Annotated in this window: 17 protein-coding genes and 2 pseudogenes; 14 read left to right on the top strand and 5 right to left on the bottom strand. The window is 63.5% G+C overall.

The window, feature by feature from the left end; translation table 11 throughout:
• Positions 1 to 301 precede the first annotated feature (301 nt).
• Positions 302 to 595, top strand: a pseudogene (locus tag OKW35_RS04000) (OmpA/MotB family protein); the annotation flags it as partial.
• Positions 596 to 685: 90 nt separating this feature from the next.
• Here the strand turns inward: OKW35_RS04000 and OKW35_RS04005 are convergent.
• Positions 686 to 2,926 (bottom strand): NADP-dependent isocitrate dehydrogenase, encoded by a 2,241-nt coding sequence (locus tag OKW35_RS04005; RefSeq protein WP_429551283.1) that lies wholly within the window; start codon positions 2,924 to 2,926, stop codon positions 686 to 688.
• A 336-nt stretch (positions 2,927 to 3,262) separates the two neighbouring features.
• Here OKW35_RS04005 and OKW35_RS04010 point away from each other — a divergent pair, with 336 nt between their 5' ends.
• From OKW35_RS04010 to OKW35_RS04040, 7 genes and pseudogenes are all read left to right on the top strand, one after another.
• On the top strand, positions 3,263 to 3,628 hold the full coding sequence (locus OKW35_RS04010) for an SIR2 family NAD-dependent protein deacylase (RefSeq protein ID WP_429551284.1): 366 nt from the start codon (positions 3,263 to 3,265) through the stop codon (positions 3,626 to 3,628).
• A gap of 90 nt (positions 3,629 to 3,718) precedes the next feature.
• Positions 3,719 to 4,552, top strand: coding sequence for an RNase A-like domain-containing protein (locus OKW35_RS04015; protein ID WP_429356824.1), 834 nt, complete (start codon positions 3,719 to 3,721; stop codon positions 4,550 to 4,552).
• 9 nt (positions 4,553 to 4,561) lie between these two features.
• The gene (locus OKW35_RS04020) at positions 4,562 to 4,855 is read left to right on the top strand and encodes a contact-dependent growth inhibition system immunity protein (RefSeq protein ID WP_429551285.1); all 294 of its coding nucleotides are present in this window, start codon (positions 4,562 to 4,564) and stop codon (positions 4,853 to 4,855) included.
• Positions 4,856 to 5,055: 200 nt separating this feature from the next.
• Positions 5,056 to 5,250: pseudogene (locus tag OKW35_RS04025) on the top strand (contact-dependent growth inhibition system immunity protein); the annotation flags it as partial.
• Positions 5,251 to 5,392: 142 nt separating this feature from the next.
• Positions 5,393 to 6,220, top strand: coding sequence for an AraC family transcriptional regulator (locus tag OKW35_RS04030; protein WP_429551286.1), 828 nt, complete (start codon positions 5,393 to 5,395; stop codon positions 6,218 to 6,220).
• An 81-nt stretch (positions 6,221 to 6,301) separates the two neighbouring features.
• Positions 6,302 to 6,703: a cupin domain-containing protein gene (locus tag OKW35_RS04035; RefSeq protein WP_184009588.1), complete on the top strand. Its 402-nt coding sequence runs from the start codon at positions 6,302 to 6,304 to the stop codon at positions 6,701 to 6,703.
• Between the two features lie 8 nt (positions 6,704 to 6,711).
• Positions 6,712 to 7,116 (top strand): GNAT family N-acetyltransferase, encoded by a 405-nt coding sequence (locus OKW35_RS04040; protein WP_429551287.1) that lies wholly within the window; start codon positions 6,712 to 6,714, stop codon positions 7,114 to 7,116.
• Positions 7,117 to 7,212: 96 nt separating this feature from the next.
• On the opposite strand, the gene OKW35_RS04045 is transcribed toward OKW35_RS04040, so the two are convergent.
• From OKW35_RS04045 to OKW35_RS04060, 4 genes are all read right to left on the bottom strand, one after another.
• Positions 7,213 to 7,704 carry a DNA-deoxyinosine glycosylase gene (locus OKW35_RS04045; RefSeq protein ID WP_429551288.1) on the bottom strand — a complete coding sequence of 164 codons (492 nt, stop codon included), beginning with the start codon at positions 7,702 to 7,704 and terminating at the stop codon, positions 7,213 to 7,215.
• The gene (locus tag OKW35_RS04050; protein ID WP_429551289.1) at positions 7,704 to 8,420 is read right to left on the bottom strand and encodes a chorismate--pyruvate lyase family protein; all 717 of its coding nucleotides are present in this window, start codon (positions 8,418 to 8,420) and stop codon (positions 7,704 to 7,706) included. The genes OKW35_RS04045 and OKW35_RS04050 overlap by 1 nt, the downstream gene beginning before the upstream one ends.
• Positions 8,421 to 8,607: 187 nt before the next feature.
• Positions 8,608 to 10,506, bottom strand: a complete 1,899-nt coding sequence (gene htpG, locus OKW35_RS04055) for a molecular chaperone HtpG (protein WP_429551290.1) — start codon at positions 10,504 to 10,506, stop codon at positions 8,608 to 8,610.
• 135 nt (positions 10,507 to 10,641) lie between these two features.
• Positions 10,642 to 12,099, bottom strand: coding sequence for a PLP-dependent aminotransferase family protein (locus OKW35_RS04060; RefSeq protein ID WP_184059480.1), 1,458 nt, complete (start codon positions 12,097 to 12,099; stop codon positions 10,642 to 10,644).
• Positions 12,100 to 12,330: 231 nt separating this feature from the next.
• Here OKW35_RS04060 and OKW35_RS04065 point away from each other — a divergent pair, with 231 nt between their 5' ends.
• From OKW35_RS04065 to OKW35_RS04090, 6 genes are all read left to right on the top strand, one after another.
• Positions 12,331 to 13,023 (top strand): VOC family protein, encoded by a 693-nt coding sequence (locus tag OKW35_RS04065; protein ID WP_429551821.1) that lies wholly within the window; start codon positions 12,331 to 12,333, stop codon positions 13,021 to 13,023.
• Positions 13,024 to 13,137: 114 nt separating this feature from the next.
• The gene (locus OKW35_RS04070) at positions 13,138 to 14,334 is read left to right on the top strand and encodes a PLP-dependent aminotransferase family protein (RefSeq protein ID WP_090803607.1); all 1,197 of its coding nucleotides are present in this window, start codon (positions 13,138 to 13,140) and stop codon (positions 14,332 to 14,334) included.
• Positions 14,335 to 14,437: 103 nt separating this feature from the next.
• Entirely contained in the window at positions 14,438 to 14,902 is a 465-nt protein-coding gene (locus tag OKW35_RS04075) for a RidA family protein (RefSeq protein ID WP_184059485.1), read from the top strand.
• Between the two features lie 195 nt (positions 14,903 to 15,097).
• Complete coding sequence (locus OKW35_RS04080; protein ID WP_184021471.1) at positions 15,098 to 15,997, top strand: PhzF family phenazine biosynthesis protein; 900 nt, start codon at positions 15,098 to 15,100, stop codon at positions 15,995 to 15,997.
• 472 nt (positions 15,998 to 16,469) lie between these two features.
• A complete protein-coding gene (locus OKW35_RS04085; protein ID WP_429551291.1) occupies positions 16,470 to 18,830 on the top strand; it encodes a bifunctional diguanylate cyclase/phosphodiesterase in 2,361 nt (786 codons plus the stop codon).
• Between the two features lie 38 nt (positions 18,831 to 18,868).
• The gene (locus OKW35_RS04090; protein WP_429551292.1) at positions 18,869 to 20,077 is read left to right on the top strand and encodes a chromate transporter; all 1,209 of its coding nucleotides are present in this window, start codon (positions 18,869 to 18,871) and stop codon (positions 20,075 to 20,077) included.
• Positions 20,078 to 20,120: the final 43 nt, after the last annotated feature.

The raw sequence follows: 20,120 nt of genomic DNA on the forward strand, positions 1-20,120 counted from the left end.
GAGCATAGCATTCGCTGCGGTTCGCTCATTCAAATCGACCGCTCACAAACTGCTTTCAACGAACTCACTTTTGCGGCCGCTGGGTCGCGACCAACCTGCGCCATTACGCCACGCGCAAACGATTCACGTGGCGCTTTATCGCCGTTTTCCGTCACCAGCCGCAGCTTGCAGCGCATTTCCTCCTGGTGCAGCGCCCGGCGAGATCATCTATTCCGAGGGCTACTCGGGTGAGCCCGTGGTCTTTCTGATCACGGAAGGCAAGGTCGAACTTTCCACTCGCTGCGACGACATGAAGGTCGTCGATTCGTTCGATGTACTCAACCCGATCGCGCAGGGACTGCAAAAGGATGCGACGGGGAATGTGCTCGTCGAAGGGCATACCGACAGTGCGCCGATTTCGACCGCGAAGTATGTGTCCAACTGGGAGCTGTCGTCGGCTCGCGCGGGGGCCGTGGTCAGGTATCTGGTCGAGCGCGGGATCGAGCCGCATCGGCTGGCCGCGATCGGGCGGGCGGACAATTTTCCGCTGGTTGCCGGCAATGACGCGGCGGCAAGAGCGGCCAACCGGCGGGTCGCGATCGTCGTGCAGTATTGAACGCGTTCGCCGGTAGCATCGGCCGCCCTTCCCTGCTACGAGCCGCCCGCCGGCGGCTCGTCTTCACATCACCTCACTTCACGCATCACGTCATTCGACGCGTACCGCCCCAAGCGCCTCGTTCAGCGTGCGGCTCGGCCGCATCACCTCTTCGAGCTTGTTGAAGTCCGGCTTGTAATAGCCGCCGATGTCCGCCGGCGCGCCCTGCACCGACGCGAGCTCCGCCACGATCACCTGCTCGTTGGCGGTGAGCTGCGTCGCGAGCGGCGCGAACTGCGCGGCGAGCGCGGCGTCGTCCGTTTGCGCGGCCAGCTCCTGCGCCCAGTACATCGCCAGATAGAACTGGCTGCCGCGATTGTCGAGCTCGCCCGTCTTCGGGCTCGGGCTGCGATTGTTGTCGAGCAGCTTGCCGGTTGCGGTGTCGAGCGTCTTCGCGAGGATCTTCGCCCGGTTGTTGCCGGTCTTGATGCCCAGTTCTTCGAGCGACGCCGCGAGCGCGAGGAACTCGCCGAGCGAGTCCCAACGCAGATGGTTCTCTTCGACGAGCTGCTTCACGTGCTTCGGCGCCGAACCACCCGCGCCGGTCTCGTACATGCCGCCGCCCGCCATCAACGGCACGATCGACAGCATCTTCGCGCTCGTGCCCAGCTCCATGATCGGGAACAGGTCGGTCAGATAATCGCGCAGGATGTTGCCGGTGACCGAGATAGTATCGAGCCCGCGCACGACGCGCTCGAGCGTGTAACGCATCGCGCGCACCTGCGACATGATCTGGATGTCGAGGCCGGTGGTGTCGTAATCCTTCAGGTAGGCCTCGACCTTCCTGATCAGCTCCGCTTCGTGCGGGCGATACGGGTCGAGCCAGAACACCGCGGGCATGCCGGAATTGCGCACGCGCGTGACCGCGAGCTTGACCCAATCGCGGATCGCCGCGTCCTTCACCTCGCACATGCGCCAGATGTCGCCCTGCTCGACGTTCTGCGTGAGCAGCACCTCGCCGCTGGCCAGATCGACGATGCGCGCCTCGCCGTCTTCCGGCACTTCGAAGGTCTTGTCGTGCGAGCCGTATTCTTCCGCCTTCTGCGCCATCAGGCCGACGTTGGGCACGGTGCCCATCGTGACCGGATCGAACGCGCCGTTGGTCTTGCAGAAGTTGATGATCTCCTGGTAGATGCGCGCGAACGTGCTCTCCGGGATCACCGCCTTGGTGTCTTTCGGACGACCGTCGGCGCCCCACATCTTGCCGCCGAGGCGAATCATCGCCGGCATCGACGCATCGACGATCACGTCGTTCGGCGCGTGCAGGTTCGAGATGCCCTTCGCCGAATCGACCATCGCCAGTTCCGGACGATGCTCGTGGCATGCGTGCAGGTCGCGGATCACCTCCTCGCGCTGCGATTCCGGCAGCGTCTCGAGCTTCTCGTACAGATTGACGAGGCCGTTGTTGACGTTCACGCCAAGTTCCTCGAACAGCTTGCCGTGCTTCGCGAACGCGTCCTTGTAGAACACCTTCACCGCGTGGCCGAAGACGATCGGGTGCGAGATCTTCATCATCGTCGCCTTCACGTGCAGCGACAGCATCATGCCGGTCTTGCGCGCATCTTCCATCTGGTCTTCATAGAACTCTAGCAGCGCCTTCCTGCTCATGAACATGCTGTCGATGATCTCGCCGTCCTGCAGCGCGACCTTCGGCTTCAGCACGATCGTCTTGCCGTTCTTCGTGACGAGTTCCATCTTCACATCGCGCGCGCGATCGAGCGTCATCGATTTTTCGCCGTGATAGAAGTCGCCGTGCCGCATGTGCGCGACGTGCGTGCGCGACGCCATGCTCCATTCGGCCATGCTGTGCGGATGCTTGCGGGCGTAGTTCTTCACCGCGGCCGGCGCGCGACGGTCCGAGTTGCCCTCGCGCAGCACCGGATTCACCGCGCTGCCGAGACACTTCGAGTAGCGCTGACGGATCGCCTTCTGTTCGTCGGTCTTCGGATCTTCCGGATAGTCGGGCACCTTGTAGCCCTTCGCCTGCAGCTCCCTGATCACGCTCGTCAGTTGCGGCACCGATGCGCTGATGTTGGGCAGCTTGATGATGTTGGTGTCGGGTAACGAGGTCAGGCGACCGAGTTCCGCGAGGTTGTCGGGCACCCGCTGCGCTTCGGTCAGAAACTCGGGAAACTCACCGAGGATGCGGCCCGCGACCGAGATGTCGCTGGTCTCGACCTCGATGCCGGCCGGCCTGGTGAAGGTCCGGATGATCGGCAGGAACGCGGCCGTCGCAAGCAGCGGCGCCTCGTCGGTGAGGGTGTAGATGATGGTCGGTTGCTGGGTCGTCATTGCTAGGCTCTGGGCGGGCGGTTGAGAGGCATCTCGCACGTGATACGGGCAGGATGCGCAAACGTCGATCAGGAAAACGACAACGCTAGGACACAAACGCTGTGCGTGGCGGATGGCGACGCGGGGCCCTGGAACGCCAAAGCGGAACGATTAAGCGAACACGGCGGACTGCGTCGCGCAGCGGGTCGCACGGTTGGATTCTGCCTCATTTTTGGGCTGCCAGGAGAATTCGGAATGTGAACAACGGGAGCACGCATCGATACGGCAGAGCAAATGACGATCGCGGCTGACTGGATACGCGAAGCCGACGGCATTCTGATCACGGCAGGCGCAGGCATGGGCGTCGATTCCGGACTACCCGACTTTCGAGGCGATCACGGATTCCGGGCGGCTTATCCGGCGTTGAAGACCGGCGGAATCAATTTCCATGATATTGCCAATGGAACAGCCTTCCTGCGTGATCCGGTCCGCGCATGGGGTTTCTACGGCCATCGGCTCAACCTGGACCGGCGCGCCGTCCCGCACGCGGGTTTCGAGAGCTTGCGCCGCTGGGCATCGGCGAAAAGAAGCGGCGGGTTCGTATTCACCAGCAATGTCGATGGCCAGTTCCAGAAGGCCGGCTTCGCCGACGATCGCCTGTTCGAATGCCACGGATCGATCCATTTCCTGCAATGCGGACAGTCCTGCAGTACGCCTGAATAAATCAGAACCCGAATTTTCATGCGTCGCCCATTCCTCTCCCTGTTGTCGCCTGCTAGCGTGGCAGTCCCGACAGCTACGGAGAAGTTCGGAATGTCGTATCAACAGGATGCGGACGGCGTGCGCGTGGTGCTCAGCGCGCCGCAAATGGCGGCGGTACTGGCAAGGCAGTCAATCACCCAGACCGAAATGCTTTCCAACCGGCTATGGGGCGGGTTGCAAATCGTCGGTGGCGTGCTGGAAATGGTCGGCGCAAGTGCGTTGTGTGTGATCCCGGAACCGACCATGCTCACCAAGGCAGGGTGTGTCGTGTTCGGCGTACATGGTTCTGGTACGGCGGCGGCTGGTTTGCGTCAGGTCTGGACGGGCCAGGATACGGCCACATTGACCCAGCAGGGCACGACGAAGCTGGCCGAGGCAATGAAGGCAAGTCCTGACATAGCCAACAATATCGGCCTGTCACTTGACATGGTCGTGCCGTTCAGCTTTGCCGGGTCAATCAAGGCGGTGCGGGCTGCGCGTATCACGATGGGCGAGATCAACCTGAACATGCATGAAGCGAAGACGCTTCGCGGGGTTGGCGGGCATACACTTTTGAAGCATGTGGGAAAGGATGAGGCCTGGTTGCGACAAAGACTGAAAGATGAGCCGCGGATAAAAGCGGCGACATCATTTAAAGACCAGAAGACTGCCGAGAAAGCCATTTCGGAAGTGATGATGGGCGAAACTACCCGCATCAGATCCTGGTCTCAGTCTACGACGAGTGCTCCGTTGCGTTTAACAAGGCACATATCTGGGGACGTGGGTTACGGGGTTGTCAGGAAGACAGGACAATTTGCGAAAGGAAACAAGGTTTTGGTGGTACTTAAGCGGGAGATATACAATGGAATGCCCTATTACGTCCTGACGGCGTTCATCGACTTATGAGACGCAGTTATGAATGAAAATCCGCTGTACCCCGAACTAAACCAGCTCTTTGGTGTGTACCTTAACGAGGATTTTTCGTACTGGGGTAACACCATCAAAGTGATCATAGGTTGCTACAGAAGAGATAGTTCACAAGAGAGTTTAAGGAACATACTTGTTGAAATTGAAAACTTCGAGAGAGAGAACTTTAGCAATCTGGACGATGCATTCGAAGAGGCGTATGGCTCCCAGTTCGGCCCGGAGTTGTGGGGTTACACCACTGCTTCCTTCCTTGACGAATTGAAGCGGCTACTGAATAAGTAGGCAATTGCTCGGGACAGACTATAAAGAAGGCCCGCCATTGTCGCGGGCATTTTCACGCACACGCCCCCTCAACACGCAGACAGGGAGTGAAGGCTTATCGTATGGTTGACGGTGAGGAATATGGCAATCTGACGGGGTTGATTCGCTCTCGTTTCCACGAAGATTTTGACCTTTTCGGAAACTGAGTAGAAGAACTCGTTTCTTCCTATACCGACAAAATGTCAACGACTGACATTGACGCGCTCATATCTGAGATAGATTCATTCAAAGCCGACTATCCAGAGACGTTGGACTCTGCGTTCAAGGAGCGGTTTGGCCGCCAGTTCGATCCTGTTTTGTGGGGCTACACGACGGCTTCCCTCCTTGATGAAGTAAAACGGTTACTGAGTGAGTAGGCAATTGCTCAGGAGCGGACCCGCGACGAGACACTGACGTCAGTCGCACTATCACGCATGCCAAGCGTGCGAACATTCGCACCGGTACAATCCTCCGATATCGATGTTCCCGCAGATCTGCCAAACCAAGCCGGAGCGTGTGATGGACGGCGATATCAGCAAAGCCCAATCCGACTGGATTTCCCGTTCGGAATCCACCCACGGAGTCGAACGCATCGAAGCGTTTTTCCACGGCAACGCGTACTCCATGCATCGGCACGACACCTACGCGATCGGCCTGACCCTCGCCGGCGTCCAATGCTTCCATTACCGGCACGGTTTGCGCACCAGCCTACCTGGACAGACCATGGTCCTGCATCCCGACGAAGTGCACGACGGTCAGGCCGGCACGAACGAGGGATTTCGTTATCAGATGATTTACGTGCAGCCCGCTGCAATCCAGGAAGTCCTCGGCGGCCGCCCCCTGCCGTTCGTCGAAGGCGGCGTCACGACCGATCCGCGCCTGTTCGAAGCCACGCAGACAGCGCTGCGCCAGATGCGTGGCGACGCGGAGCCGCTCGAACGTGACGACGCGCTCGCCGGTCTCGCGCTCGCGCTGGATAACGCCTCGGGCGCGCGGCAGACGCGCAAGTCCGCGGATTTCGCGGCAGCGCAGCGAGCACGCGAATATCTGCACGCATCGTGCTCGCACACGGTCACGCTCGATGAACTTGCCGTCGTCAGCGGGCAGGACCGCTGGAGCCTGTCGCGCGATTTCCGAACTTTTTACGGCACCAGCCCCTATCACTACCTGGTCATGCGCCGGCTCGAAGCCGCGCGCGCGATGATGCTGCGCGGCGTTTCCCTCGTGGACGCGGCGGCAGCAGCCGGCTTCGCCGACCAGAGCCACATGACCCGACATTTTCGCCACGCATACGGAATCTCTCCCGCACGTTGGCTCGCGATGACGAGCGATCGGCGCGCCGGCTAACGCAAGCTTGCACGATCGTTCAAGACACTCGCCGGCGGCGGGACTATGCTCTGTTCCAGGTATCACCCGAATGGAGCCACCATGCACAGCGATTCCCAGCCGACACCCGAGCAACGCGGCCAATACAAGACCATCAACCTGCTCGACAAGATCAGTCAGATCGACGACCACTGGCAGCCGCGCGTCGTGGCTGAAATGAATGACTATCAGTTCAAGGTCGTAAAGATAGCCGGCGATTTCGTCTGGCATCGGCATGCCGATACCGACGAGACGTTCATCGTCCTCGCAGGCCGGTTGCGCATCGACTTCCGCGACCGCTCGATCGAACTGTTTCCCGGAGAAATGGCGGTGGTACCAAAGGGAGTCGAGCACAAGCCGTATGCCGAGTCCGAGGTGAAGCTGCTGCTCATCGAACCGCGCGGCGTCGTCAATACCGGCGATACGACCAACGAAAGAACGGCCGAAAACGACGTATGGATCTGAGAGCCGCCATGCAAACGCCGCGGCCGATCGTTCGCGAAGCCGTTTTCCCCGCCGACACCCACAACCTCGTCGCCGTGATCCGCGAGTATGTCCGCTGGCTGGATATGGATCTGTCGTACCGTGGATTCGATGCAGAAATGGACGCGTTCGAACACGTTTATACGCTGCCATCCGGCATGTTCTTCGTCGCCGACGCCGGCGGCGAGCTCGCCGGTTGCGCGGGGCTGCTGCGCCATACGGCAGAGACTGCGGAAATCAAACGGCTCTATGTTCGTGAAGCATTCAGAGGGTTGTCGCTTGGCGAAACGCTGGTCACATCGGTGATCGGGAAAGCAAAGACATTGGGATTCTCGACGCTGGTTCTCGACACGGTTCCCAAACCCGTTTTGCACAGCGCATCTACGAGCGGTTAGGGTTCGTCGAAACCGCGCCCTACTACGAGAATCCAGTCGAAGGCACACGGTTTCTTGCGCTCGATCTATGAGCGCGAATGGCATCCTGTCGGTCGATCAGACGCAGGTTAGCCGTCGCCATATGTCCAGCTTTTGAGCGTATGAAACCGAGGCATGGGCGGGACTGCTCGATGGCAAACGGACAAGCCGATATTGCTCGCCCCGCCCGCCCAACGCTTTCATCCCGATTTTGGCCGCCGTCCCCCCGTTGAAGGCGATGGTAGCCAGTTTCGGCAGCGTATCGATCAGAGCAATCAGATCGTTGCTGGCATGGTCGCGAATCCGGCTATCCAGGCTTCCTGCTCGGCGAGCCTCGGCAACGACATCCCATAGTCCGATATGGTGTTCGAGCAACGTCTCGAGACGCGTCGAATAGTCCATACCAACCAGATCCCGTTCTATCGCTTCACCGACCAGTAACCAGAATTTGTTCTGCGGGTGTGCGTAGTATTGGCCGTGAGCCAACGACACCTCGCCCGGCAAGCTACCGAGGATCAAGACCCGCGTATCGGCGTCGACGACAGGCGCAAAGCAACGCTTGAACGACATCAGCGGCTCCGCTCGTCGGCGCTTCGCGGCACGCTGTGCGCACGCGACGCGGTGTGATCGAGCGGACGACCGTGCTCGCGCACCCGCGCGTGCGCGACATGCGCCGCGCCGGTGCCTGACGCAGCAGCGTGCGCGCGAGCGGCCGCGTCCAACGCACGCAAATGCTCCCACAGTGCCGGCAACATGCATTCGGTCACCATCAAAGGCGCGCCATGCCGCTCGAACACCGAGCGACGCGCCACCAGCGCATGCGGCGCATGCCGATCGCCGCCGTCGATTTCATGCGCGGCCAACCGATACAACGGATGCCGCTGCCCCACCCTGCGGCTCACCAGCGACGAACGCGCGACGCTGCTATCGCTATACAGCAACTCCGCGAGCGGCCGGGTGCGCAGGCGGCGCGTCGCCTGCCAGACGCCGACGCTCGCGGCACGCGGCGTCACGCTATGCGCGGCGACGAACGGCACGCCATCGACCGACAGCACCACTTCGCGCACCCACACCGGCGCGCGCGGCGCGAGTCCGAGCGCGGCGGCTTCGTCGGGCCACGGCAGCGCGACGGCTTCGCGAGTCACGCGCACCGCGACCGCGCCGAGCGCGCGCAGGTGCGCGGTCAGTGAACCGCCGCGGGTCAGCCAGTCTTTCTGGGCGGCGCTGAAAGTGGCCAAAGGCGCGACGCGCCAGTGGGCGTCGGCGGGATCGAAACGGATAGGCATGGTGTCGGATTATAGCGGCGTGCTCCGACGGTAATTTTTCGCGGCGACGACCGCGGCGATCGTGCGCGCGGCTTCAGCCAGGGGAGCCGACGCAAACCGGAAGGCAAAAAAATGCGCTGCCGAAGCAGCGCATTTCTCAACTACCGCGCGTCAATCCAGCAACGACATCAACGCTTTCGGCTCACGCTCAACCCGCGCGCGACAGCAGCAACGCATTGGTCCGCTTCACGAAGCTCGCCGGATCTTCCAGCGCGCCGCCTTCGGCGAGCAGTGCCTGATCGAACAGCAGATGGCACCAGTCATCGAAATTCGCGCTATCGGCATGCAGACCCTTCACGAGGGCGTGCTCCGGATTCACTTCGAGAATTGGATGGAACTCAGGCGCCTGCTGGCCCGCGGCCTTCAGCATGCGCTGCAGGTAGCCGCTCATTTCGCCGTCGTCGGCAACGAGGCACGACGGCGAGTCGGTCAGGCGGAACGTCAGACGCACGTCCTTCGCCTTGTCCTTCAACGCTTCCTTCATCTTCTCGACGAGCGGCTTGAACGCTTCGCCGATCTTCTCCTGCACCTCTTTTTCCTCGTCGTTCAGCGCGCCGAGATCGAGGTCGCCGCGCGCGACGCTTTGCAGCGGCTTGCCGTCGAATTCGTTGAGGAACGACAGCATCCATTCATCGACGCGATCGGTCAGCAACAGCACTTCGACGCCCTTCTTGCGGAACACTTCGAGATGCGGGCTGTTCGACGCGGCCTGCCACGTGTCGGCGGTCACGTAGTAGATCTTCGTCTGCTCGGGCTTCATGCGAGCGACGTAGTCGGCCAGCGACACGGTCTGCTCGGCCGTGCCCGTATGCGTCGTCGCAAAGCGCACGAGCTTCGCGACGCGCTCGCGATTGGCGAAGTCCTCGCCGATGCCTTCCTTCAGCACCTGGCCGAATTCCTTCCAGAAGCCCGCGTACTTTTCCTTCTCGGCGTCGTTGTCCGCGTTGGCCAGTTCTTCCAGCATCGACAGCGCGCGCTTCGTCACGCCTTCGCGGATCGCCTTCACGTCGCGGCTTTCCTGCAGGATTTCGCGCGACACGTTGAGCGGCAGATCGGCCGAATCGACCACACCCTTCACGAAGCGCAGGTACGTGGGCAGCAGTTGCTCGGCGTCGTCCATGATGAACACGCGCTTCACGTACAGCTTCAGTCCGCCGCGCTGCTCGCGGTTCCACAGATCGAACGGCGCGTGCGCCGGCACGTACAGCAGTTGTGTGTACTCGCTGCGGCCTTCGACGCGGTTATGCGTCCACGTCAGCGGATCTTGATGATCGTGCGAGATGTGCTGGTAGAACTGCTTGTATTGCTCGTCGGTGATGTCGTTCTTCGAACGGGTCCACAGCGCGCTCGCCTGGTTGACGGTCTCGTCCTCGTCCTTCGTGACCATCTCGCTCTTTTCCGCGTCCCACTCTTCCTTCTTCATCAGGATCGGCAGCGCGACGTGGTCCGAGTACTTCTGGATGATCGACTTCAGCCGATACGACGACAGCAGTTCGTCCTCATCGGCACGCAGATGCAGCGTGATGGTCGTGCCGCGCGCGGCGCGCTCGATCGTCTCGACCGCGAAATCGCCTTCGCCCGCGCTTTCCCAGCGCACGCCTTCCGAGGCCGGCAAACCGGCGCGGCGCGTCTCGACGGTGATCTTGTCCGCGACGATGAAGCCCGAGTAGAAGCCCACGCCAAACTGGCCGATCAGCGCCGCGTCCTTCTGCTGGTCGCCCGACAGCTTGCCGAAGAATTCCCTGGTGCCCGAACGCGCGATCGTGCCGAGGTGCGCGATCGTCTCGTCGCGGCTCATGCCGATGCCGTTGTCGTCGATCGTGATGGTGCGCGCGGCCTTGTCGAACGACACCCGAATCCGCAGGTTCGGATCGTTCTCGTACAGCGCGCTGTTTTCGATCGCCTCGAAGCGCAGCTTGTCGGCCGCGTCGGACGCGTTCGAAATCAGCTCGCGCAGAAAGATTTCCTTGTTGCTGTACAGCGAATGGATCATCAGTTGCAGAAGTTGCTTCACTTCTGCCTGAAAGCTCATGGTTTCTTGTGCCATGGTCGGACTTCCTCTCTGTTGCGAATTGGGGGATGAGCGGCGGCCGAAGCGGATTCCAACCGCGGTTCGGGCTCGCCGTGCCGGAGCGCCGGAACGCCGGATCGTCCGCGCAAATGGGGACGCTCCGGCGCGGTTTCAAGAGGCCCGGCGCGCGACGCCGTCGAGATAACGGCTTAGGAATGCCGGTAATTCAGGATCGCCGCAATTGGCGATGTTGAAGCGCATCCACGTGCTCGGCGACTGCTGCGGCGAAAACAGCCCGCCCGGCGTCAGCAGATAGCCGGCTTCGTGCCCGGCCGCGGCGAGCGCGCCTGCGTCGACGCCGGTGTCGGCCCACAGGAACATCCCGGCCGTCGGCGTCAGAAACAGCTTCATGCCGGTCTTCTCGATCATCCGCACGGCCTTCTCGCGCACGCCGTCGAGCCGTGCGCGAATGCGCTCGACGTGCCGCCGGTAGTGGCCCTCGGTCAGGATCTTGTAGATCACGCGCTCGTTCAACTCCGGGCTCGTCATGCCGACCAGCATCTTCTGATTGGCGACCACCATTGCGACCTCTGCCGCGCACGCGATGAAACCGACGCGCAGATTCGGCGCAAGCGTCTTCGAGAAACTGCCGAGGTAGATCACGCGCTTTAGCTGATCGAGGCTCGCGAGCCGTGTACCCGCGTAGCTGGGCGGGCACAGGTCGCCGTAGATGTCGTCCTCCACGACGATGAAGTCGTACGCCTCGGCAAGCCGCAGGATGCGGAACGCCTGCGCGGCGCTCAGCGAGGTGCCGGTCGGGTTCTGCAGCACCGAGTTGATCACCAGCATTTTGGGGCGCCATTCCTGGACCAGCGCTTCGAGCGCGTCGAGATCGGGGCCGTCCGGTGTGTACGGCATGCCGACGAGCCGCGCGCCCTGCGACGCGAAGCAGCCGAACATCTGGAACCACGCCGGATCGCCGACGATCACCGCATCACCCGGCTTCACGTAGATGCGCGAAATGAGGTCGATCGCCTGGGTGACGCCCGACACCATCACGATCTGCTCGGGCGACGCGCCGATCTCCAACTCCTCGAGCCGCGTCTGCAACTGCTGACGCAGCGGCAGGAAACCTTGCGCGGTGCCGATGCCGAGCATCTGCATGCCGCTTTGCCGGCCGAGCGTGCGCAGCGCGTTGGTGATCAGGTCGCCGTCGAGCCAGCGGGCCGGCAGATAGCCGAGGCCCGGGCTGCGCTCGGGCCGCGCGCCGGTGTGCAGCATGTTGCGCAGCAGCCAGACGACGTCGATATTGGCCGGCGCGGGCAGCGTCTCGGCGCGCGGGTGCAGCTCGGAGACCGTCGCCGCGCCGCCCTGGCGCTCGCGCACATAGAAGCCGGAGCCGCGCCGCGACTCCAGAAAACCCTGCGCGACGAGCCGCTCGTACGCTTCGACCACCGTGAAGCGCGACACGCCCTTGTCGAGCGCGAGCTTGCGGATCGACGGCATGCGCATGCCGGGGCGGAACACGCGCTCCTCGATGCGGCGCCGCGCCCATTGGACGAGCTGTTCGACCAGCGTCAACGACGCGGTGTCGTGCGGGGCGGGAATCTGGGTAAGCGGGACGGACATGACGGACTCCAACTGTACCGAATAGTATCGCGCCGATTGTACCGTTACTGTGCAGGTCACGGCCGTTACATTTGAATCCAGCGAGGCTGGTGACACCATGTAAATCCATACGTATGGCCGGCCGATCCGGCAAACGGTTATGCTTACGGCCCCGGCAGCGCTGCCCACAAGCGTGGCGCGCAACTGGCCCTTGCACAGAACAGCGTTTTCCGTCGATCCGCCATGACCACCCTGACAGCCCAATCGCTCAGTCTCGATCACCTCGTCGTCTCCGCGCGCACCTTGGACGAAGGCGTCCAGTACGTCGCCGATACGCTCGGCGTCGCGCCGGCCGGCGGTGGCGCGCATCCGCTGATGCGGACCCACAATCGCCTGCTCGGCCTGTGGGGCGGGGTCTACCTGGAAGTGGTCGCCATCGATCCGCACGCCGCGGCCGAGGCAACCGATGGCACCGCGCCGCGCCCGCGCCTGTTCGCGCTCGACGACCCGGTGACGCAGGCGCGACTGGAAAACGGGCCGTATCTGTCGCATTGGGTCGCGCGCGTCGAGCGGCCGAAGCATCTGGCGACGTGGCAAGCGCAGTATCCGCAGCGCATCGCGCCGGTCGTGCCGATGACGCGCGGCGATTTCACGTGGGGCCTGACGGTGCCCGACGACGGGTCGTTCCCCGCGTGGCAACGCGCCGGCGACGGCGTGCTGCCCTCGCTGATCCAGTGGGACTCGATGCGGCATCCGTCGCAGTCGCTGGCGCCGACGAACCTCGCGCTGAAAGCGTTGAAAGCCGTGCATCCGCGGCCAGAGCTGATTAGCGAGCAACTGCGCTGGCTCGGCGCCGCGCACCTGCTCGACGTACAGCCGACCGACGGCGCGGCGGCGCTCGTCGCCGAATTCGAAACACCCGAGGGTTCTCGAACCCTCGGATAAACAGCGCGTGGTTGGGCAACCCCCGTGGCAACCCCGGTGGCACCCAGCGGCAATGGTTGGCCAGTCGCGCGATAATTGAAATTTTGACCGGTTCCAGAAATACCAGAGGAGATCATGGACCAAAGCGACCTGAAAGCCCCGACGTGGCAATTGTCCGAACGCGCGCGCAAGCTCACGAGCTCCGCGATCCGCGAGATCCTGAAGGTCACGGAACGGCCCGAAGTCATCTCCTTCGCCGGCGGCCTGCCCTCGCCTGCCACCTTCCCGGCCGAGCGCATGCGCGAGGCGTCCGACCGCATCCTGCGCGACACGCCCGCCGCGGCGCTGCAGTACAGCGCGACCGAAGGTTATCTGCCGCTGCGCGAATGGGTCGCACAACGCTACTCGATCAACGGCGCGCAGATCCGTGCGTCGCAGGTGCTGATCACGACCGGCTCGCAACAGGCGCTCGACCTGCTCGGCAAGGTGCTGATCTGCGTCGATAGCCCGGTGCTGGTCGAAACGCCGACCTACCTCGGCGCGCTGCAATCGTTCTCGATGTACGAGCCGCACTACGTGCAGGTGCCAACCGACGAGCAGGGCCTGATCCCCGAGGGCCTGAAGCCGGAACTGACCAATGGCGCGCGTCTGCTGTACGCGCAGCCGAATTTCCAGAATCCGACGGGCCGCCGTCTGCCGGTCGAACGCCGCCGCGCGCTCGCCGAGTTCGCGAAGACCGCGCCGTTCCCGGTGATCGAGGACGATCCCTACGGCGCGCTCGACTACGCGGGCGAACCGCTGCCGACGATGTTGTCGATGGCGCCCGATCACATCGTCTATCTCGGCTCGTTCTCGAAGGTGCTCGCGCCGGGTCTGCGCGTCGGTTTCATCATCGCGCCCGAGGAACTGATCTTCAAACTCGTGCAGGCCAAGCAGGCCACCGACCTGCACACGCCGAGCTTCACGCAGCGCATCGTGCACGAAGTGGTCAAGGACGGCTTTCTCGACACGCACGTGCCGACGATCCGCGAGCTGTATCGCAACCAGTGCGACGCGATGCTCACCGCGCTCGAGCGCTATATGCCCGAAGGCGTCAGCTGGAACCGTCCGGAAGGCGGCATGTTCATCTGGGTCAATCTGCCGGCGGGCATCGACACCATGAAGCTGCTCGAGGAAGCGGTCGCGCAGAACGTCGCGTTCGTGCCGGGCGCTCCGTTCTTCGCGAGCGAGGCGCAGCACAACACGCTGCGTCTGTCGTTCGTCACGGTGCCACCGGCTAAAATCGACGAAGGCGTGGCGCGTCTCGCCGCACTCGTGCGCGCGAAAATCTGAACGGCGTTAGCCGCACTGCCATCGGGGTGAAGCTTGCACGCGCGTTGCGTGCGGACTTCGCCCCGCCTGCATTCATGCAATCTCACCGAAACGAGGACACGATATGGCTCAATCGAATGTGTACGACAAGCTCAAGGAACTCGGCATCGAATTGCCGGCGGCGGGTGCGCCGGCAGCGGCCTATGTGATGAGCGCGCAAAGCGGCAACACGGTGTACCTGTCGGGCCACATCGCCAGGAAGGACGGCAAGGTGTGGGTCGGCAAGCTCGGCGCGACGCTCTCCACCGAGGAAGGCAAGGCCGCCGCGCGCTCGATCGCGATCGATCTGCTCGCCACCTTGCATGCGCACGTCGGCGACCTGAACCGCGTCACGCGCGTCGTCAAGCTGATGAGCCTCGTCAACTCGACGCTCGAGTTCACCGAGCAGCATCTGGTCACCAACGGTGCGTCCGAGCTGATCGCCGACGTGTTCGGCGAACGCGGCAAGCACGCGCGCTCGGCGTTCGGCGTCGCGCAGATTCCGCTCGGCGCGTGCGTGGAGATCGAGCTGATCGCCGAGGTCCAATAGCATCGACGCGATGTGACAATGCGTGCGGTGTCGCGCGAGATCGGCACCTGATTCACGCCGCATTGCGATTGAAACGCGCCGACCGGTGTCACGCACCGGCGGCGCGTTTTTCTTTTATGGCGACGGTGGATCGCCGCCGCGCAGGCGGATAGAATCCGCGAACTCCCTCAACGTCCATTGCGCCGGAGCCTGTCGATGTCCGCTCACACCGTTCGTTTCAAACAGGTCGACGTGTTTACGTCGACACCGTTCAAGGGCAATCCGCTTGCCGTCGTGTTCGATGCCGACGCGCTCGATACCGCGCAAATGCAGGCCATTGCGCGCTGGACCAATCTGTCCGAAACCACGTTTCTGCTAAAGCCGACCGACGCGGCCGCCGACTATCGCGTGCGCATCTTCACGCCGGGGGGCGAGTTGCCGTTCGCGGGTCATCCGACCTTGGGCACCGCGCATGCTTTGCGCGAAAGCGGCTACCAGCCGAAGCAGGCCGGCAAGCTGATCCAGCAATGCGGCGTGGGTCTCGTCGAACTCGAAGCGCTCGACGGCGGAGACAACATGCACGGCGCATGGGCGTTCGCCGCGCCGCCCGCGCGCGTGACACCGCTCGCCGAGCATCGTTACGAAGCGCTGTCTACGGCTTTACGTAGTCAGGCGATCGACTTCAGCGCGCCGCCATGCGCGGTCGACAACGGTGCGCCGTGGCTCGTCGTGCGGGTCGATTCGGCACGCGCCTGCCTCGCGCTCGAACCCGACGCGGCGGCGCTCGCCGAGCTCGTGCATTCGGTCGACACGCACGGCGTCGCCGTGTATGGACCGCACGACGCCGACGGCCCCGCGACGTTCGAGGTCCGTTGCCTGATGGCGGGCGGCGGCTTCGGTGTCGGCGAAGACCCGGTGACGGGCAGCGCCAATGCCGCGCTCGCGGGTCTGCTGAACCTGCAGCACCGTCGTCCCGCCGCGCGCTACACGGCGCGTCAGGGCACCGCGCTCGGGCGCGCGGGCCACGTGTCGGTCCACTACGACGATGCGCGCGGCAAGATCTGGATCGGCGGGCCTTCGGTGACGATCGTCGACGGCACGTGCCGGCTCGCGTAAGCGAGCTGCGGCTTCGCGCGCACGCCACGGCGACACGCCACATGCCGCCGCTTCACACCACAAAAAGCCGCAGCGCGATGGCGTCGCCATACCTGGTTCTCCGAATTCATCGTGGCCGGATTGCAAAAGCCCTGCCAGAAACTGCCGAGTGGCAGGCACCGTTGCCGATGAAGTCTTCGACAAATCACGGACCGGCCGCGTCATAAGACCGGCGATGCAGGCCACGTGAACAGCCGCACCCGGGCCCCCGCCGCGCGAGCGTATACCCCATGCCCGGAAGCTTCCTTAATCCAGTGGCATTCAGTAATATCGAACCGTATCCGATGACCTGTGGACGGTCCGGCGCGGCGCCACGCCCTCTCATCCTGCGCAGCAGCTTTGGCATCTTGGTCACCATGCAGCCATCCATCTATTTCGCGCAGTCGATGCCCATGCGTTTGCAAGCGGCCCGCACCCAGCCAAGGCCCGCGCGATGACTCAGTCCCGCTTCTCCGAGCCGCGCGAAGCCAGGCCGCGACGCGATCCATTGGTCACGCGCCGGCGCGCATTGCTCGTCATTCCCGCCCTCGGGGTACTCGTACTGATCCTGCTGTGGACCGTGATCTTCGCGCGGCTGTCGGTAGAAAGGGACGCGACGTACCGCGAAGCGATGGCGTCTTCCGCAATACTTTCCGCGGCGCTCGAGCAGCACACCATCAAGGCGATTCACCAGGTCGATCAGATCACGCGCTTCGTCAAGTACGAGTTCGAAAAGACGCCCAATCATTTCGATCTCGCGAGCACGGTCGAAAAAGGCGTCGTGCAAAGCGAAACGCTCGTGCAGGTGTCGATAATCGACGAGCACGGCAGACTGATCGCCAATACGGCCGAACTCAACCCCGCTCACATCGACTTGTCGGACCGCGAGCACTTCAAGGTCCACGAGCACGAAAACGACGACCAGCTGTACATCAGCAAGCCCGTGCTCGGCCGCGTGTCGGGTCACTGGACGCTGCAGATGACGCGGCGTCTCAATCATCCGGACGGCTCGTTCGCGGGCGTCATCGTGGTCTCCGAAGACCCGAGCTACTTTACGTCGGACTTCTACAACAACGCGGCGATCGGCCGCGAAGGCGTGATCGCGGTGATCTCGGACAGCGGCACCGTGCTCGCGCGCCGCACCGGCAACGCCAGCAGGACGAGCAGCACGTTCACCGCGAGCGGCACGTATCCGACCTCGGAGCATGTGTCGGGCACCTACGTCGATTCGATCGACAACGTCACGCGCATCGTGTCGTACCGGCACATCGACGGCTATCCGCTCGGCGTGCTCGTCGGTCTTTCGCAGGGCGAAGAATTCGCCGATTACAACCATACGCGCAACGTCTATCTCTTGATGGCGGGCTTCATCTCGCTCGCGATGCTCAGCTTCTTCGCGGTCGCGACCGGCCTGATAGGCAAACTGCTAGGCCGCGAGCGCGAGATGACGCAACTCGTCGAATACGATCTGTTGACCGGCCTGCGCAATCGCTACGCGACGCTGCAGGCGCTGCGCCATGACGTCGCGCAGCCGTTCAACCTGGGTCGCCTCGCGATTCTTTTTATCGACCTCGACAACTTCAAGACCGTCAACGACACGCTCGGCCACAACGCCGGCGACATCGTGCTGCAGATGACAGCCTCGCGCCTCGCCACCGCGGTCGGCGACGACGGCGCGCTGAGCCGCATCGGCGGGGACGAGTTCGTCGTCGTGATCAAGGGCGACGATGTCGAAAAGCGCGCGGTCGCGCTCGCCGAAGCCGCCGGCGAAGCGTTCTCGAAGCCGTTCGAGGTGCGCGGCAGCGCGTTCGTGCTGCATGCGAGCATCGGCATCGCGCTGTACTCGGTCGCCAACGAAAGCGAGATCGACCTGCTGAAGAAAGCCGACCTCGCGATGTACAGCGCGAAGGACGCCGGCAAGAACTGCTACCAGTTCTATTCGCCGCATCTGTCGCATCGCGCCGACCATCTGATGAAGTGGGAGCAGCAGTTGCGCGTCGCGCTGGCCGAGGGGCAACTGTTCCTCGCCTATCAGCCGAAGATCGATCTGAAGCGCCGCTGCATCACCGGCTTCGAAGCGCTCGTGCGCTGGAACCATCCGCAGCACGGACTGATCCCGGCCAACGAGTTCATCCCCGTGGCCGAGTCGACCGGCCTGATCGTGCCGATCGGCGACTTCGTGATCGAGACCGCATGCCGTCAGCTCGCGCAATGGCAGCAGCAGGGCTACGACACGCTATCGCTCGCGGTGAACATTTCGGCGGTGCAGTTCTGGCGCGGCGACCTGCTCGAAACGGTCTCGCGCGCGATCGAGGAAACCGGCATCTCCGCCCGTCGCCTCGAACTCGAAATCACCGAAACGACGATGATGGAATTTCCGGAAGTGGTCTCCGAAAAAATCTTCGCGCTGAAGCGTCTCGGCGTACGCATCGCGCTCGACGATTTCGGCACCGGCTACTCTTCGCTGTCCTATCTCAACCGCTTTGCCGTCGATACGCTGAAGGTGGACCGCTCGTTCGTCCAGGCGATTCCGGGCGACCGCAGCGTCTGCGTGATGGTCACCGCGATCGTCAACCTCGCGCGCTCGCTCGGGCTCACGGTGGTGGTCGAAGGCACGGAGACCGAAGAGCAGATTGCGTGGCTGGCCGCGCTCGGCCATATCGAGGCACAGGGCTTTCTGTTCTCGCGGCCGGTGCCAGTGGAGGCGATCCCGGCACTGCTCGAGCGCTTCGGGGTATGCGGCATGAACAGCGTCGGCGGCCGCCGCGTCGCGCACGAAGCCCACAGCGCAAGCAGCCTATCCAGCAACAATTAAAGGACGGGCGCCCGCATGGCGGGGCCCGCGCAGCGCCGATGCAGACCATCACGAGCGATGAGGCTGCCCGCCGCGGGCAACGGGAACCGCTATGGACGCTGTTCCGGGTCGTGTGCGGCCTGTCGGCGCTGTCGTGGGGCGGTCTCGCGTTGATGGCGCAGCTCGAGCATCATTACGTGGAACGCGAGGGGCGGCTCTCGCGCGTGGCGTTCTCGGACCTGATCGCGCTCGCGTGGATGGTGCCGGGACCCGTCGGCTGCAACGTCGCCGTGCAGCTCGGGCACGCGCTGCGCGGACGCGCGGGCGCATGGGTCGCCGGGGTGGCGAGCGTACTGCCCTTCTTCACGCTGATGACGCTGTTCGCGATCTTCTATCGCACGCCCATCGTGCACACGATCGCGTCGCAAACCCTGCTGCATCACTTCAGCGTCGTGCTCGCGACGCTGATCGCGCTCACCTGGTACAAGCAAACCCGCGCGCTCGTGCGGGGCAAGCTCGAATCGACGGCGGCGCTGCTCGGCAGCATCGCGCTGCTCTATGCGCACAGCGCCGCGGCGTATGTGGTGATGCTCGGCGCGGCCTTCGGCGCCGGCTGGTTCGCGAGTCGGGAACGCGACTCGCGACTCGCCGTGTCGCTCCAGCGCGGCGACTATCGGCTACTGGCCGCGCTCGGCGTGCTGCTCGTGCTGTTTGCGCTGCCGCTGCCGCATCGCTATGACCTCGCGCTGCTGTGGCCGCGCCTCGCGGGCGCCGGCATGACGCTGTTCGGCGGTGGCTTCTCGGCGTTGCCGGTGCTGAAGACGCTGTTCGTCACGCCGGCGGTCGGCGTGTCCGATAACGACTTCACGCTCGCGTTTACGCTGTCGCCGTTGTCCCCGGGACCCCTGCTGAACGTGGTCCCGTTCTTCGGTTATCTCGTCGATGGCTGGCTCGGCGCGCTGATCGCGACGCTCGCGCTATTCGTGCCGTCAGGCTGCCTCGTCGTGCTCGCGCAGCGGCATCTGCATCAGTTGAAGGTGAACCCGCGCTTCGAGCACGGCATGAGGATTCTGCGCGCGGTCACGACCGCGTTTCTCGCGGTCGCGGTACTGCGCATTGCGGTGCGCGTACCGCTGGAGCCGATCTATCTGCTGACCGCGACGTTCTCCGCGATGTGCTTCGCGAAGCTGAAGGTACCGGTCTATGCCGTGTATGGAACGGTGGCGGTGGCGTGCGGTTTGTGGCTCGCGTACGGCGCCACGACGTGATGCGTCGCGGGCCGCACGAAGCCTGCTGCGCCGTTGGCGATCC

Origin of the sequence: Paraburkholderia sp. MM5477-R1 (genome assembly GCF_050436385.1) — a bacterium.
GTDB lineage: Bacteria > Pseudomonadota > Gammaproteobacteria > Burkholderiales > Burkholderiaceae > Paraburkholderia > Paraburkholderia tuberum.

What these genes read in the sequence shown, in the direction of transcription:
- OKW35_RS04005 (WP_429551283.1), bottom strand. Translation starts at nt 2,926, where the DNA reads ATGACGACCCAGCAACCGACCATCATCTACACCCTCACCGACGAGGCG.
- OKW35_RS04010 (WP_429551284.1), top strand. Translation starts at nt 3,263, where the DNA reads ATGGGCGTCGATTCCGGACTACCCGACTTTCGAGGCGATCACGGATTC.
- OKW35_RS04015 (WP_429356824.1), top strand. Translation starts at nt 3,719, where the DNA reads ATGTCGTATCAACAGGATGCGGACGGCGTGCGCGTGGTGCTCAGCGCG.
- OKW35_RS04020 (WP_429551285.1), top strand. Translation starts at nt 4,562, where the DNA reads ATGAATGAAAATCCGCTGTACCCCGAACTAAACCAGCTCTTTGGTGTG.
- OKW35_RS04030 (WP_429551286.1), top strand. Translation starts at nt 5,393, where the DNA reads ATGGACGGCGATATCAGCAAAGCCCAATCCGACTGGATTTCCCGTTCG.
- OKW35_RS04035 (WP_184009588.1), top strand. Translation starts at nt 6,302, where the DNA reads ATGCACAGCGATTCCCAGCCGACACCCGAGCAACGCGGCCAATACAAG.
- OKW35_RS04040 (WP_429551287.1), top strand. Translation starts at nt 6,712, where the DNA reads ATGCAAACGCCGCGGCCGATCGTTCGCGAAGCCGTTTTCCCCGCCGAC.
- OKW35_RS04045 (WP_429551288.1), bottom strand. Translation starts at nt 7,704, where the DNA reads ATGTCGTTCAAGCGTTGCTTTGCGCCTGTCGTCGACGCCGATACGCGG.
- OKW35_RS04050 (WP_429551289.1), bottom strand. Translation starts at nt 8,420, where the DNA reads ATGCCTATCCGTTTCGATCCCGCCGACGCCCACTGGCGCGTCGCGCCT.
- htpG (WP_429551290.1), bottom strand. Translation starts at nt 10,506, where the DNA reads ATGGCACAAGAAACCATGAGCTTTCAGGCAGAAGTGAAGCAACTTCTG.
- OKW35_RS04060 (WP_184059480.1), bottom strand. Translation starts at nt 12,099, where the DNA reads ATGTCCGTCCCGCTTACCCAGATTCCCGCCCCGCACGACACCGCGTCG.
- OKW35_RS04070 (WP_090803607.1), top strand. Translation starts at nt 13,138, where the DNA reads ATGGACCAAAGCGACCTGAAAGCCCCGACGTGGCAATTGTCCGAACGC.
- OKW35_RS04075 (WP_184059485.1), top strand. Translation starts at nt 14,438, where the DNA reads ATGGCTCAATCGAATGTGTACGACAAGCTCAAGGAACTCGGCATCGAA.
- OKW35_RS04080 (WP_184021471.1), top strand. Translation starts at nt 15,098, where the DNA reads ATGTCCGCTCACACCGTTCGTTTCAAACAGGTCGACGTGTTTACGTCG.
- OKW35_RS04085 (WP_429551291.1), top strand. Translation starts at nt 16,470, where the DNA reads ATGACTCAGTCCCGCTTCTCCGAGCCGCGCGAAGCCAGGCCGCGACGC.
- OKW35_RS04090 (WP_429551292.1), top strand. Translation starts at nt 18,869, where the DNA reads ATGCAGACCATCACGAGCGATGAGGCTGCCCGCCGCGGGCAACGGGAA.